This window comes from Paractinoplanes abujensis, from assembly GCF_014204895.1.
GTDB classification, from domain to species: Bacteria; Actinomycetota; Actinomycetes; order Mycobacteriales; family Micromonosporaceae; genus Actinoplanes; species Actinoplanes abujensis.
In genome coordinates, this window is sequence record NZ_JACHMF010000001.1 from 1,557,764 (window position 1) to 1,571,240 (window position 13,477).

Here is a 13,477-nt window from a genome sequence, read left to right on the forward strand (position 1 = left end):
GGCCTCGCCGCCGATTTGTTCGCGTTCGGTTCCGTCATGCGGCGACCCCATCACGCGTGATCCGGCCGTTGGTGACGAAACTGTGCAGGTTTTGGTCAGACCATCGGCGTGAACCCGGCGCTACCCGGACGATCGCGGGTCTGATCCATCAGTGGGCCACGGTCAAGACCGTCTTGCCGGCTACCTGACCTGTGGCCAGGCGGTGCATGGCCGTGGCGGCTTCGCTGAGCGGATAGGTGCTCTCCAGCGGGGACGCGATGCCGGTGAGTGCGGTCAGGTCGTCCCGGGTGGCTATGACGATCGGGGCCCTGAGTGTCTGCTTCAGGAACGGCGTGACGGCGAATGCGTGCAGGTTGCGTTCGAGGCCGCCGAAGAAGCGGCCGCCGTTCTCGCCGCCGGCTATGGACAGGGTGCCGGTGGGTTTGAGCAGGACGCGCAAGGTGGACAGTGGACGGTTGCCGGCGATGTCGACGATCAGGTCGTACGAACCGGTTAGCGGCTCGCGGGTGTAGTCGATGACACGGTCGGCGCCGAACCGGCGTACGGGATCGGTCTTGGCGGTGCTGCAGACGGCGGTGACATGGTCGCCCTGGGCCTTGGCCAGCAGCACCGTGAAGGAGCCGACGCCGCCGCCCGCCCCGATGACGAGTACCTCGCGCGGTGCGGCTGTGAATTTCGGCGTCACCATGCGCAGGGCGGTTGCCCCCGAGGTGGGGATGGCGGCCGCCTGCTCGAACGACAGGTGCGCGGGTTTGCGGACAAGGCGCGTGGGCTTGGCCGTGGCGTATTCGGCCCAGCTGCTCGACCCTTCACCGAAGACCTCGTCGCCGCGCCGGAAGCCGGTGACCTCGGACCCGACCTCCTCGACGACGCCGGCCAGGTCGAGCCCGGGGGTGCGGTTGCGCGGGCCGCGCAGGCCGAAACCGAGGCGGGCGATCAGCGGCAGGCCGGTCATCGCGTGCCAGGCGCCCCGGTCCACCCCGGCGGCGTGCACCCGTACGAGAACCTGGTTCGGCTTGACCGTGGGCCGGGGGACATCCTCCATGCGCAGGACGTCGGCATCGCCGTACACGTTGTGGACAACGGCCTTCATGCGTTTATGGCTGGGGGTGGTCATGAGGGCTCCTCCGCCGGGTACTGGAAGACGTCGTCGAGACCGACATCGAAGACGTGCGCGATGCGAAAGGCGACCTCGAGCGAGGGGGAGTAGCGGCCCTGCTCGATGGCGATGATCGTCTGGCGGGTCACGCCGATGCGGTCGGCCAGCTCGGCCTGGGTCATCTCGCCCGTGGTGAACCGCAGCGACCGGATCTGATTGACGATGCGGGTCGGCTTCACCACGGGTGGAAGCCCCGGCGGTAGGCGAAGATCTTGGCGGTCGAGCCGAGCACCGCGGAGAGCACGAACGCCAGGTAGATGACGTTGGCGATCCAGAAGTAGCGCGCCTCGAACAGCGCCATCACCATCGCGGCGACCGCCCCGGCGACCACCAGCGACTGCCCGATGTGATCACCGAAGCGGCCGATCTCCCGGTCACGCTGATCGGCCTTCTGACCGCCCCCGAACAAAACGTCCACAGCAATATTGACGACAATCGCGCCGCCAACAGTCCCCAACAAGGCCGGCCCGTACGAGACGTCCACAGCCACAAGCGCGAGATAAACCCCATACCCAACGAGCCCGCTGACGGCGAGGCTCCAGGCCCGCCGCTCCTGAGTTGTCATGCGCTAGAAGGTAAATAATCCCAGACATCGAGTCAAAGTTTCTTTACACGATTCTCAGCATCACCTCAGCCAAGAACGCCCGACCACAGAAGCAGCGATGCCGGTACCCATCGCGAGCCCGCCTCCCCACCCAGCGCCGTCCGTGCCGCCCACTCCCACCTCCAGCCCAGCGCTGCCTTCCGTCGCCCACCGCCGGCCTTGCCGCTCGCTGGTGACCGCCAGCGCGGTTCTTGCTGCCGCCGACGACCGCCAGCCCTGCCTCTCCTCGCCCGCCGCCTGCCCCGCCTTCCGCTGCTGACGCCCGCCCGCCGCCTGCCCCGCCTTCCGCTGCTGACGCCCGCCCGCCGCCTGCCCCGCCTTCCGCTGCTGACGCCCGCACGCCGCCTGCCCCGCCTTCCGCTGCTGACGCCCGCCCGCCGCCTGCCCCGCCTTCCGCTGCTGACGCCCGCACGCCGCCTGCCCCGCCTTCCGCTGCTGACGCCCGCCCGCCGCCTGCCCCGCCTTCCGCTGCTGACGCCCGCCCGCCGCCTGCCCTGCCCTCCGCTGCTGACGCCCGCACGCCGCCTGAGGTGAGGCCGGTGGTCGTGAGGCGTCAGGCGGAGGTGTCTGTCGGTGGAGGCAGCACGGCGGGCCGCGGAGATCTGCCCGATGGGCCGGTCGGGTTTGCTAGAAGCCGGCCAGGACCGTTTTGCCGATCACCGAGCCGGATTCCTGGGCCTCGTGTGCCTTGCGGAGGTTGACTGCATTGATCCCGTCAAGACGAGTCGTCAATGTTGATTGCAGGATGCCCTTGTCCACAAGGTCGGCCACCTGGTTGAGGATGTCGTGCTGGGCCTGGCTCGTAGGGTCGTGCAGCGGGCGGGTGAACATCAGTTCCCAGTGCCACGTGATGCTCTTCGACTTGAGGGCGAGCAGGTCGAGGTTCGGCGGCTCGTCGATCGCGACCACCGACCCGTACGGGCGGATGATCCGGGCAAAGGTGTCGATCATGCCGGCCGAGTGGGGACTGAAGACGTAGTCCACGCCGCCGGGAAGCTGAGCGTCGAGATCGCCGTGATGGTCGACAACAGTGTGGGCGCCGCGGTCCAGCACGTACTGCCGGGACTCGGGGCGCGAAGCGGTGCCGATCACCTCCAGGTCGGTGAGCCGGCGGGCCAACTGGACCAGGATCGAACCCACGCCGCCGGCCGCGCCGAGCACGAGCAGCCGCTTCGGACCGGCTGTGGAGGGCGCGCCGGCTGTGGAGGGCGCGCCGGCTGTGGAGGACGCGCCCGCTGTGGACAACGGGCGGGCTGTAGGCGACGTGTCTGCGAGCGGCACCCGGAGGCGGTCGAACAGTGATTCCCAAGCGGTCAACGCCGTCAACGGCAGGGCGGCCGCCTCGGCGAAGTCGAGTGTTGACGGCTTGCGACCGACGATGCGCTCGTCGACCAGGTGCAGCTCGGAGTTCGTGCCGGGGCGGGCGATCGAACCGGCGTACCAGACCTCGTCCCCGGGCCCGAAAAGCGTGACCGCCGAGCCGACCCGCTCCACCACGCCGGCCGCGTCGAAGCCCAGGATCCGTGGCGCGGGAGAGGGGTCGCCACCCGCGCGAACCTTGACGTCAACCGGGTTGACCGACACGGCCTTGACCCGCACCTGCAGGTCGTACGGGCCGGGTTCGGGCACCGGTACCTCGAGGTCGAGCAGGGAGGACGGGTCGGAGACGGGCAAGCTGGTGCGGTAACCCACCGCGCGCATCGTTTCGGTCATGGCCGGACGGTATTGCGGTGACCCTAGTTACCCGCAAGGCTCATTAGTTCCCGATGGGTACTACGGTGGGTGCATGCCGACGACCAGCTGCGACCGCCAGCACGACGTCTACGACGCCTCCTGCCCCTGCCGTCAGGTGCTGGATCTGCTGGCCAACAAGTGGAGCGCCCTCGCACTGGGCGCGCTGGAGGACGGGCCGCGCCGCTTCGGCGCCCTCCGTGACCGTCTCGACGGGGTCAGCCCCAAGGTGCTCACCGCCACACTGCGCAGGCTCGAGGATCAGGGCCTGATCGACCGTACGGTGTTCCCCAGCGTCCCGCTTCACGTCGAGTATTCGCTGACCCCGCTGGGCAAGGACGCCTGCGGCCCGCTGGCCGCCCTGCGTCACTGGGTGGTCGCGAACATCGACCGCTTCCCGGAGCAATCTGTCCCCGCCGGTGCGGTGGCCCGTACGTAAGGGCTCCCTCGCGGCTGTTGAGCGGACGCGCTCGGTGTAGCTGGCCGGCGGTGGGTGACAGCTGTGGATGGCCGAGCTCAGCGCGGGCAGTCATGACAAAGGCCGCCGGCATCGACCCCGGCGGCCTTCTGCCCGGCATCGATCAGCGGCGGACCGCCAGGTCGAGCCACACCAGGCGGTGATCTGAGGTGGGGAAGCCGTTGACCGGGGCCCAAACCGGGTCGTACACACCGCTCAAACGGGACAGCGGGTCGGCCCGCACCGGCCAGAAGACGCCGGAACCCCGTACGGGAAGGCCGACTCGCGGCAGCACGTAGTCGGCGCGCAGGTTGCCGGGGGCGGTGTCGGCGAAGTCGGCCGTGTCGTAGCGCGGGTCGCCCCGGTGCGTGGCGTTCGCGCCGCCCTGCAGGGCCGAGGCCTCCGCCGCGCCGTTCGAGGCCGGGGCCGTACGGGAATTGATCAGGCGATGGTCGAGGAGCTGGTTGATCGCGCCGTCGTAGGAGTCGCCGTCCAGCGGGTCGGCGTTCTGGTCGCCCGCGATCACGAAGGCCGCGCCGGGTTTCAAACCGCCGCGACGCCCCTTGTCGTCGTAGATGTAGCGCGCCGACTTCACGTAGTCGGCCCAGAATCGGATCTCGTCGTGGTTGCGCCGGCCGTTGCGATCCTCCGGACCGTCGAACGTCGGCGGCGTCGGGTGCGACACCAGGAAATGCACCGTACGCCCACCCACGCGGACCGGCACGTCCCAGTGGCTCTTCGACGACAGCCGCAGTACGGCCTGCTCCTCGGCGGAGTAGAAATCCGTCGGGATCAGGTTGCCCGGCATGTCCTTCCATTTGAACAGCTGGAACGTGCGGATCGCGGCATAGTCGATCGGGTACTTCGAGTACACCACCATGCCGTACTGCCCGGGGAAGAGCCCGAAACCGAACGAGTCGTCCCCGTACGCCTGGTCACCCGGCGTCGTGTCGACCACGCCGTTGTTGTTCAGGTCGAAACCGGACGAGATGCCGGTGTTCGAGGGCGCCACATACCGGTACGGGTATTTCTGCGCAGGCGCGCCGTTCTGCGAGACGGCCAGGAAGTTCTGCGCGAACAGCCGCGCGGCCTCCGGGTCGTGGTCGAACTCGTTGAGCAGCACGACGTCAGGGTGCGCCCGCTGGATCACCTCGGCCACGTTGCGCGCCTGCCGCCGATACACGTCGTCGACCCCGGGGTTGGCCAGGTGCTCGCGCAGCAGGCCCTCGGCCGGCCGGTTCAGTGAAAGGTTATAGGTCGCGAAACGGACATCTCGCTTGTGGGAGGTGGCCGAAGCCGGTGCCGCGACACCGAGCACGGCAAGAGCCAGCCCAGCGGCCAGTAGAAGTCGCCTCATGACCACCGTGTCTACCGGACTCGTCCAGGCCCCGCCATGCGACCAGGATCTCCGACGTGGACAGTTCACCGACCGGCAACCCGATAGGTTCCTCGGCTGTGGAACTGAACCCTGATGCGCGCGGTAGGTAAGCAACAAGCGCCGGTTTCGTGCAGTCGGCGCGCAGTGAACGACGATGTGGCGCGGTGGGTGCGCAGCGGCCGCCGGGTTCAGGCAGTTGGTAGGCGTTCGGCGTCAGGCTCGTGCAGTCGGCGCGCAATGAACGACGGCATCGCGCGGTCGGGGAGCAACGAGCGCCGGTTTGGTGCAGTCGGCGAGCAGTGAACGACGGTGTCGCGCGGTCGGTGAGCAACAGGTGCCGTGCTCGCATAGTCGGCGAGCAACGAGCGTCCGGGTCGCGCAGTCATCGAGCAACGAACGCCGGGGTCATGCAATCGGTGAGCGGTGAACGCCGGGGCTTGCGGGTAGGTGGGCGGGTGATGGCGTAGCTGGTGACGGCGTCCCGCGTGTGGGGTCGTTGCACGTGAGACGCCGTCACCGGCTTGGCCCGTTCGGTGGCAGCGGCCCTGCCGGTGAAACAGGCCGTCCCCGCCCGGCGGCAGTGGCTCTGCCGTCGAGCGGGTCGTCCGAGCCGGCCGGGGAGAGGGTCCGGGCCGGCCGAGGAGTGGGTCCGGGTCGACCGGGAAGTGGCCCCGGCCGGCATCGGAGTGGCCGGTGTGGTTCGTGGTCGGTCTTTCGGTGAGCCGGCTCAGGTGAAGCGGGCCGCGATCCAGTTGGCGACCAGCGTCGTGCTCTCGAAGACCGCGCCGTCGTGGGAGGCTCCGTCCAGTTCTACTAACTGGACCGGCTGGCTGTAGGCGCTCAGTTGGGTCAGCAGCGGGCCGGCGGTGATCACGTACGGGACCGCCTCGTCGGCTGTGCCCTGGACCAGCAGGATCGGGGCGCTGGGGGCCTTCTGGGCCGGGTTCGCGTACCGGGACAGCTTGGTCACCACCGACTGCGGCAACGCACCGCCGACCAGCAGCTGCGACGCGGTCAAGTCGGCGTAGGCGTCGAGGATCTCGTACAGGCAACCGCTCTGCAGCACCCCGGTCTTGGCGCGGGCCGGCGGGGCCAGGATCAGCGACGGCACCACGGTGGGGTCGACCGCCTGCAGCCCGTAGAGGGCCATCACCAGGTAGCCCTGCGCCGCGGTGCCGGGGATGAGCGGCGCGAACAGGTCGGCGTTGGAGACGGGGGCGATCGCCGCGACGCCCTTCAAGGTCAAGTTCCCGTCGTACGAGGGGGCGATCTCGTCGGCGAACAGGGCGCCCTGCCCGCCCTGGGAGTGGCCGTCGATCACGTACTGCGTGCCCAGTGTGGCGTCGAGGTTCTTGGCCGCCTTGGCGCTGTCGATCATGGAGCGGGCCGCGCTCGCGCCGACCAGGTACGGGTGGGCCAGCGCCGTGCCCAGGCCGGGGTAGTCGGGTGCGGCGACCGTCCAGCCGCGCCGCAGCAGTTCGGCGATCGCGGCCCGCGCCTCGGGCCAGAACACCGATTGGCTGGCCGAGGGGGCGCACTGGTCGGCCAGCCCGGTCGTGCCGTGCCCCCACACCACGATCTTGTTGTTCTTGCCGGTCTTGGGGGTGAGGATCAGGCCGGTCGCGGTGATGGGAATGGCGTTCACATTGGTCGACAGATAGGAGATGCGTTTGCCGTTGGCGAGCGGCGCCAATTCGGCCGGAAGAGTGGCCACGGACGTGGACAGAACGGTGCCCGCGAGCTGGGCCGCGCGTGCCGGCGAACCCGGCAAAAGTGCTGCGGAAATGGCGAGAACAATTGCCGTGGCGGCCGCCAGAAATACCACGACGGGGTGCCTTTTCAGGGCAGGGTTCATCAACGGTGCCTTTCGGAGCTGAGTGTGGCGCGCGGCGGGGTCACGCGAGGAGGGAAAAGCGCCGGACCTGGCCATGGGCGGGCCAGGTCCGGGCAAGAGGATGCTGCCGGTGGAAAGGGGAACTGCGGGGGAGGGGTCTCAGCGGGCGAAGTGGTCGGCCACGCGGCGCAGGGCGGCGACGGTCTCGGCGTCGCGGCGCGCGTCGTCCTGGGTGGGCCAGGCGCTGCACTTGACGATGACGACCTCGGCGTCCGGGTCGACGTAGAGGTATTGGCCGTGCACACCGAGACCGGTGAACGCGTCGAAGTGGTCGCCGCCGAGGGTCCACCACTGGTTGGCGTATCCGTAGTGGTCGTAGCCGCTGGGGCCGAGTGCACCCACCGCGAGCTGCGGTTTGTCGTTGCCGCGACTGCGGCGCACCCAGTCTTGAGGCACGATCTGCTCGCCGCCCACGACACCGTCGCCGGCCATCAGCAGGCCGACCCGGGCCACGTCGCGGGCTGTCGCGTTGAGGGAGCCGCCCCCGATCGCGGTGCGGGGCCGTCCACGGGTCAGCCAGTAGTAGGCGTCGCGGTCGCACCCGAGTTTCTGCCAGAGCCGTTCCGATGCGTAGGTGGCCAGACTCTGTCCCGTCGCGGCTTCGAGGACCCACCCCAGCATCTGGGTGTCGAACGTGGAGTAGTTGAACCGTTCCCCCGCCGGCGCGGTCCGTGTTGCCGCACGGACCACGTCGGCGATGTCTCCGCCACCCATGATCGTCTGCTCGAACTGCTTGATGCCGCTGTCGGGCACCTCCCAGGTCTCGAGGTCGCCGACGCCGGTGGTCATGTCGAGCAGTTCGGCGATCGTGTTTCCCTCGTACGCGGTGCCGAGGAAGTCGGGCCGGTAGTCGGTGATCTGGTCCTTCTCGCTGCCGATCAGGCCCTCGTCGAGCGCGATGCCGACCAGGATCGACGTCACCGACTTGGACAGCGAGAACAGCTGCATGCGCGAGCGCGGGCCGCTGAACGCCCCGGGGTAGGTCTCGTGCACGATCGTCCCGCGGTGCAGCACCACGAACGCGGTGGTGAAGGTGCGGCGGTGCAGTTCGGCCAGGGTGTAGTCGCGGTTCTCGAACCGGTACGTGACATCCAGCGGCTGGTTGTCGACGGGGAGCGGCAGGTGGGTGGCGCCGCGGGCGACGCGCTCGGTCGGCATCAGCCAGTTCATGTGGGTGAAGGTCCACTCGTTGAACGGCCGGCGCATGATCAGATCGCCCTGCTTGTCCCACCAGGACGGTTCCCGGTAGGCGGCGGGGCGGTCCGTCGTACTTGTCATGAGGGTCCCCCGTTTTCGGCCGACCGTTCGAACACTTCGCGCAATGTCAAACCGGTCGGGTTCTTGATGGGCTCGAGATAGGCCGCCATGATCCCGAGGACCCCCTTGCCCACGAGATTCTCGACCGGGCCCTGGTCGGCGATGTCCGCGCTCGGGTCGCCGAGGTGCCGCACCGCGAGACCCTCCGTGACGGCGGCCAGGAGGTTGGTGAACTCCTGGATCGTGATGCCAGGGCGAAGCTGGTAGCCCCGCGCGGCGATCGTCTCCTCGTAGATCTTCATCCACGGTTCGAGCGCGCCGGCGTAGTTGTTCGCGATGGCGCCACGGATGCCGTCGTTGCGGTGGGCGGTTGCCACCATGATGAGCTGCAACTTGAACAGGGGCATCCGGCAAAGGGCCATCAACTCGTGGTAACTGGACCGGTCCACGGCGTCGACCAGACTGTCGTCGGTGGCCAGCCAGTCACCGCGCGTCTCCACGTCGGCCCCGTACTGCGGGTCGTAGTTGATGGCGTGCAGCATGAACGCGAGCAGGTCGTTGAGGTAGTCGTCGTGGCTGGCCCACGTCGACCGGTAGGGGCCGGCGCCCTTCTGCCGCAGGAACGGCAGCTCGAGCTCTTCGACCTCGGCCGACAGCGCGCGCTCGGTCAGGAAGCTCAGGCCCGACCAGTACTGCTTGCGGCCGTCACCGGTCGCGGTCGCGGGCCGCTGGGCACCGAGGTTGCGCTCGATCAGGTTGGCGCCGGCTTTCAGGTACGACGCCACCTTGAGCGAGTTGACCAGGGCGGCACGCGTCGACTCGCGCACCCCCTTGACCCGGGTGACGATGCCCGAGAAGTCCGCGCAGTAGGGGTAGGGCAGATCCTTCTTGCCGTACGTCATGCAGGTGATTCTGCTTGGATTCCGGCGACCTTCAAGTGCGCACGTGCGTAGTACTCGCAGGCTAGGCCTTCGGGCATAACGCACGCACGTACCGTGACTGCATGAATGCTCAGCGTAGATTTTCCCTGGCTGTCAGGGGTGCAGGGCGCGGAGGTAAGCAGTCGCGAGCGTACGCCGCGTAGGCGTACCTGACTGGGCAAGTTGCGTCATCCGCGTGTCGAGCCGGTCGTACTCCTCCGCCGTCAGAGCCGCTTCCATCGCCTCGCCGTAGGTCGGCGCGAGCGGATTGGGGGAGATGGCCTTGCGGGCCGCCCAGTCGCCGATGGGCTCGGCCGGCACGTCCAGCTGGGCCCGGTAGTCGACCTCGATGCCGTCGAACCCCGCCTCGGCCGCCCAGCGCAGCAGGTCCCGTTCGTCGAAATCGGTCATCGGGTTCTCGCCGCGCCGGGCGCCGTCGCGATACACCGCGACCACCTTGGCCAGCAGGTCGGCGACCTCGGGATCGCGCAGCCCGAACAGGCTGTCCGGCCGGTGCTCGAGCAGGAAGCGGTTGACCGGCTCGAAGATGGACAGGCGGCCGCCCGGTTTGAGCACGCGGAAGAATTCGCGGAAAGCGGTCGCCTTGTGGTCGCAGTAAATGAGCACGGAACGGGTCGTGACGACGTCGACCGACGCATCGGGAATCGCCGACAGGTCCTCGGCCGCCGCATGCACGAATGAGCACCGGGGGTCGTCACCTGCGTTCTTGCGGCATTCCTCGAGCCCCGGCTCCGAGACGTCGCTGAAGATGACGTGCCCGCCGGGGCCGAGCCGCTCGAGGGCCCCGAAAGCGATCAGACCCGTTCCGGAGCCCACGTCGAGCAGCGTGTCGCTGGGCGTGAGGGCGGCCCGGTCGAGCACCTCGTCGCGGAAGACCTGGAGGTCGGTGGCGTGTTGTGCGCGCAGCTCGGCATTGCCGCCGTCGCGACGCGCCAACAGCCACCGCGTCCATTCGTCCGTCGCCATCGGATCACCGTAGGGCACGGGACTTCTCGATGGGTGAGACATCTACGGGCGGCAATGGAAATGTGATCTGAGCCGCCTTTCCGAGATGACCCCTCAGGCCTCGACCACCGTCGGCCCGGCCCATGTCGGCCCCGCCCAGCCGGTGCCGACGGCGGGATCGGTCACATCGAAGTGCTCCCAGGCCGGACCGGCCACGTTCACCGTGCTGTGCCGCCAGTTGGGCCCACCTGCCGTGGTGTCCCAGTTGGTGCCGGCCACGCTCGACTCCCCAGCGGTCACGCCCTTGCCGGCCAGGGCGGACCCACCCACTCCGGCGCCCAGCAGCGCGGCCCCCGCGACGGCGGCCCCCGTGCCCAGAACGATCAGAGCGCGACGCGTGATGCGGTTCATGACTGAAACCCCCGTTATCTCGGTTCCGCCCGCCGGAAGAGGGGGCGTGATCCCAGCGTGCCGCCGGCCGCAACGCTGCGACCAGCGGCAACGCTTCTCGGGAACTTCCCGGGAGGTCAGCGCCGCCCGAGGGCCCAGCCGACCGCCCCGGACGCCGCGATCAGCGCGCAGATCCCGACGACGGGTGCCAATCGGCGCTCGGCGGCGACGACGGCGGTGACGTCCGGGGCGCCGGTGGCAGGCCATCGCGCCTGCCGCCGTTCCCGCTGCGCCCCGTCCCACAGCCGCCGCAGCTCGGCGTGGTTCCCGCCGCCCAGGTCGGTCAGCGTCGCCACCACCTCCCACGGCGGCAGCGCCTGCCCGGCGAAATACCGGGACAACGACGAGTCGCTGACGTGCACCTGCAAACTGAGTTCGCGCAGCGTGAGCCCGGCCTCCGCACGGAGCGCCCGCAACTCGGCCACGAGCCCGGCATGCCTCTCATCCATGTCCATCGCGTTTCCTTCCCCCAGTCGGTCCGCGACGGCGTTCATTGTGGGCACACCCGGGCGACCCGTCCGCAAATCCGGACGGTCCCGGACAGTCAGCCCTCGACCAGCTCGGCCAGCCGGTCGACGGAGGCCCGGAGCTTGTCGGTCGTCGTCGCCTCGGCCCGGGGGAACCTCTTCTCGTCGGTCAGGTCGGTCCAGTCGTACGTGTGCGTCACCCACGACGTGCCCGGCTCCGACTCCTCGATCTCCCAGCGCCACAGGTGACCGGGCGGGGTGCCGCCGGGCTCGCTGGGCCGCCACGCGATCAGCCGCCCCTCGCTGAACTCGACGACATGATTTTCCCGTACGGCTCCGGAAGTGAGCTTCATGGCGAAGACATCGCCGACGGCGCGTACCCGGCCGCCCGCCACCGCCTCGGCCAGGTTGTCGTTGCCGTCCCAGCGGGGCTGCTGCGCCGGATCGGCGATCAGCTCGAAGATCTCGCCGGCCGGGGCGGCGATCGCGCGCCCGGCACTCACCACACGACTAATCATGAGCACATCTCAACATGCGCACGGGCCTTACGCGTCGACCGGTCGCGGGGTGCGGCCGACCCAGGCCCGCGCCCAGACCGGCCCCGACGGTGAACCCCCCGTTGAGGTAGGCCCGGACGAACGCCATGGTCCGTACGCGCACCTCCGGGGGCACGGCCGCGGCGGTGTAGACCGAACGCCCGGCATCGGTCAGCGCCTGGATCCCCAGCACGACCACGAACGACCAGAACGCGCCGACCAGCGGATAGAGCAGGAACGCGACCCCACCCACGGCCGAGCCGGCGACCCAGGCCTTGTGGCCGCCGATCCGGTCGGCGAGGCGGCCGAGCGGCAGCGCCAGGACGACCCCGAGAAACCCGGAGATCGAGAGACCGAGGCCGATCTGGACCACGAGCTGGACCGTTCCGTACGGGCCCTGGCCGCCGCGCGTCCACACCGGGCGCCCGGTTCCGGCCCGGCTGTCACGTGCTCAGCTACGGCTTCCTGCTCGGTGAGGTGGCTCGGCCCGCGGTGCGCCGGGCCGTGATTCCTGCCGCGACCGTCTCGAGCACCGCCCGCGACCTGGCCCGCTTCTATCAGGCTCCGCTCGACTCCGGTGGTGGCGTGCTGTCGTCGGACACGGTGGCTGAGGCGTGCCGTCCGTCCAGTGAGGGCGAGACCGACCGCGTTCTCGGGCGGACGATCCGCTGGATTCAGGGCTTCCACCTGGGCGGCTCCGACGGCCGGGCCCTGCCGTCCGGCCGGCTCAGCGACCACCACACGTTCGGCCACAACCGCTCGGCCGCGTGCCTGGGCCGACCCGTCGCGCCGCCTGGTGCTGGCCTGCCTGAGCAACCGCCTGCCATCAGGCACGGCCGGCTCCCCGCACCAGTGCGAGGTCAGCGACGCCCTGCCCGGCCGGTGACGCGGTCAGCCGTGGGCCCGCAGGGCGACCGCCGCCCGCACGAGGTCGGCGTTGGTCGTGGCGGGGGTGCCGTCGGGCAGCAGCACCGAGTCCTCGAAGCCGACGCGAGTGGCGTGGCCGCGGCGGAACGCGTCGCGGACCAGGGGCCACGTCCAGTCGTTCATGCCGTGGGTCAGCCGGGGGCACGTCGCACCGGCCTCGTCGAGCAGCAGGTTTACCTGCTCGGCCGTGGCCTCGGGCGGGCCGGTCAGGAAGTACGGCTCGCCGGGATCCAGTTCGATGCTGACCCGTACGGCATGCGGCAGCAGACCCGAGGCCAGCAGCGCCGGCACCTCCCGGGGTGACCACAGACCCACGTCGATGCCGATGCCGACGTCGAGCATCGCCGCCATGACCTGCTCGAACCCCTCCTCCGAGAGGTTCACCGTGGCCACGTCGACCCCCTCCCACTCGCGGATCATCGCGATCCGGTCGGCCAGATCGGGCACGATCCAGGCGCCCGTGGTCAGGCCGACTTCAAGGTCGCCGTACGCGACCTCGCGCACCCGCCGGCACATCTCGTTCACGACCGCCGGGTCGAGCGTCTCGCCGCCGGATTCGTCGCGTACATGCAGGTGGACTCCGGTCGCCCCGGCCGCGAAACATTCGGTCAGGTCGGCGAGCACCTCGTCCGGCGTGACCGGCATCGTCGGATGCGCGTCCTTGCCCCACGGCCCGTTCGGCGTCACCTGCAACATGGTCATCCGCCCAACCTAGTGACCGCGCGCATCCT

General features: G+C 69.6%; 15 protein-coding genes and 1 pseudogene. 2 read left to right on the forward strand and 14 right to left on the reverse strand.

The window, feature by feature from the left end:
* Positions 1–148: 148 nt before the first annotated feature.
* The 4 genes from BKA14_RS06515 to BKA14_RS06530 form a co-directional block, all read right to left on the reverse strand.
* The gene (locus BKA14_RS06515) at positions 149–1,093 is read right to left on the reverse strand and encodes an NAD(P)-dependent alcohol dehydrogenase (protein ID WP_184950010.1); all 945 of its coding nucleotides are present in this window, start codon (positions 1,091–1,093) and stop codon (positions 149–151) included.
* A 20-nt stretch (positions 1,094–1,113) separates the two neighbouring features.
* Complete coding sequence (locus BKA14_RS43635; RefSeq protein WP_438861871.1) at positions 1,114–1,341, reverse strand: helix-turn-helix transcriptional regulator; 228 nt, start codon at positions 1,339–1,341, stop codon at positions 1,114–1,116.
* Positions 1,335–1,577 carry a hypothetical protein gene (locus BKA14_RS43640; protein ID WP_239092439.1) on the reverse strand — a complete coding sequence of 81 codons (243 nt, stop codon included), beginning with the start codon at positions 1,575–1,577 and terminating at the stop codon, positions 1,335–1,337. The genes BKA14_RS43635 and BKA14_RS43640 overlap by 7 nt, the downstream gene beginning before the upstream one ends.
* Before the next feature lie 813 nt (positions 1,578–2,390).
* Positions 2,391–3,476 carry a zinc-binding alcohol dehydrogenase family protein gene (locus tag BKA14_RS06530; RefSeq protein ID WP_239092430.1) on the reverse strand — a complete coding sequence of 362 codons (1,086 nt, stop codon included), beginning with the start codon at positions 3,474–3,476 and terminating at the stop codon, positions 2,391–2,393.
* Between the two features lie 73 nt (positions 3,477–3,549).
* On the opposite strand from BKA14_RS06530, the gene BKA14_RS06535 reads away from it, so the two are divergent.
* On the forward strand, positions 3,550–3,933 hold the full coding sequence (locus tag BKA14_RS06535; RefSeq protein ID WP_184950012.1) for a winged helix-turn-helix transcriptional regulator: 384 nt from the start codon (positions 3,550–3,552) through the stop codon (positions 3,931–3,933).
* 142 nt (positions 3,934–4,075) lie between these two features.
* On the opposite strand, the gene BKA14_RS06540 is transcribed toward BKA14_RS06535, so the two are convergent.
* The 9 genes from BKA14_RS06540 to BKA14_RS06580 all read right to left on the reverse strand — a co-directional run bounded on the left by BKA14_RS06540 (position 4,076) and on the right by BKA14_RS06580 (position 12,192).
* On the reverse strand, positions 4,076–5,308 hold the full coding sequence (locus tag BKA14_RS06540) for an endonuclease/exonuclease/phosphatase family protein (protein ID WP_184950013.1): 1,233 nt from the start codon (positions 5,306–5,308) through the stop codon (positions 4,076–4,078).
* Positions 5,309–6,056: 748 nt separating this feature from the next.
* Positions 6,057–7,043: an alpha/beta fold hydrolase gene (locus BKA14_RS06545; protein WP_239092429.1), complete on the reverse strand. Its 987-nt coding sequence runs from the start codon at positions 7,041–7,043 to the stop codon at positions 6,057–6,059.
* A 279-nt stretch (positions 7,044–7,322) separates the two neighbouring features.
* Positions 7,323–8,501, reverse strand: coding sequence for a serine hydrolase domain-containing protein (locus BKA14_RS06550; protein WP_184950015.1), 1,179 nt, complete (start codon positions 8,499–8,501; stop codon positions 7,323–7,325).
* Positions 8,498–9,382: a hypothetical protein gene (locus tag BKA14_RS06555; RefSeq protein ID WP_184950016.1), complete on the reverse strand. Its 885-nt coding sequence runs from the start codon at positions 9,380–9,382 to the stop codon at positions 8,498–8,500. The genes BKA14_RS06550 and BKA14_RS06555 overlap by 4 nt, the downstream gene beginning before the upstream one ends.
* A 132-nt stretch (positions 9,383–9,514) precedes the next feature.
* Positions 9,515–10,387 carry a class I SAM-dependent methyltransferase gene (locus BKA14_RS06560; RefSeq protein WP_184950017.1) on the reverse strand — a complete coding sequence of 291 codons (873 nt, stop codon included), beginning with the start codon at positions 10,385–10,387 and terminating at the stop codon, positions 9,515–9,517.
* 93 nt (positions 10,388–10,480) lie between these two features.
* Entirely contained in the window at positions 10,481–10,777 is a 297-nt protein-coding gene (locus tag BKA14_RS06565) for a hypothetical protein (RefSeq protein WP_184950018.1), read from the reverse strand.
* 116 nt (positions 10,778–10,893) lie between these two features.
* The gene (locus tag BKA14_RS06570) at positions 10,894–11,265 is read right to left on the reverse strand and encodes a helix-turn-helix domain-containing protein (protein WP_184950019.1); all 372 of its coding nucleotides are present in this window, start codon (positions 11,263–11,265) and stop codon (positions 10,894–10,896) included.
* Between the two features lie 95 nt (positions 11,266–11,360).
* Positions 11,361–11,801 carry an SRPBCC family protein gene (locus BKA14_RS06575; RefSeq protein WP_184950020.1) on the reverse strand — a complete coding sequence of 147 codons (441 nt, stop codon included), beginning with the start codon at positions 11,799–11,801 and terminating at the stop codon, positions 11,361–11,363.
* Complete coding sequence (locus BKA14_RS06580; protein WP_184950021.1) at positions 11,794–12,192, reverse strand: MFS transporter; 399 nt, start codon at positions 12,190–12,192, stop codon at positions 11,794–11,796. Before BKA14_RS06580 ends, BKA14_RS06575 begins: the two co-directional genes overlap by 8 nt.
* 29 nt (positions 12,193–12,221) lie before the next feature.
* On the opposite strand from BKA14_RS06580, the pseudogene BKA14_RS45495 reads away from it, so the two are divergent.
* Positions 12,222–12,515: pseudogene (locus tag BKA14_RS45495) on the forward strand (hypothetical protein); the annotation flags it as partial.
* A 195-nt stretch (positions 12,516–12,710) separates the two neighbouring features.
* Here BKA14_RS45495 and BKA14_RS06590 read toward each other — a convergent pair.
* A complete protein-coding gene (locus BKA14_RS06590; RefSeq protein WP_239092428.1) occupies positions 12,711–13,448 on the reverse strand; it encodes a 3-keto-5-aminohexanoate cleavage protein in 738 nt (245 codons plus the stop codon).
* Positions 13,449–13,477: the final 29 nt, after the last annotated feature.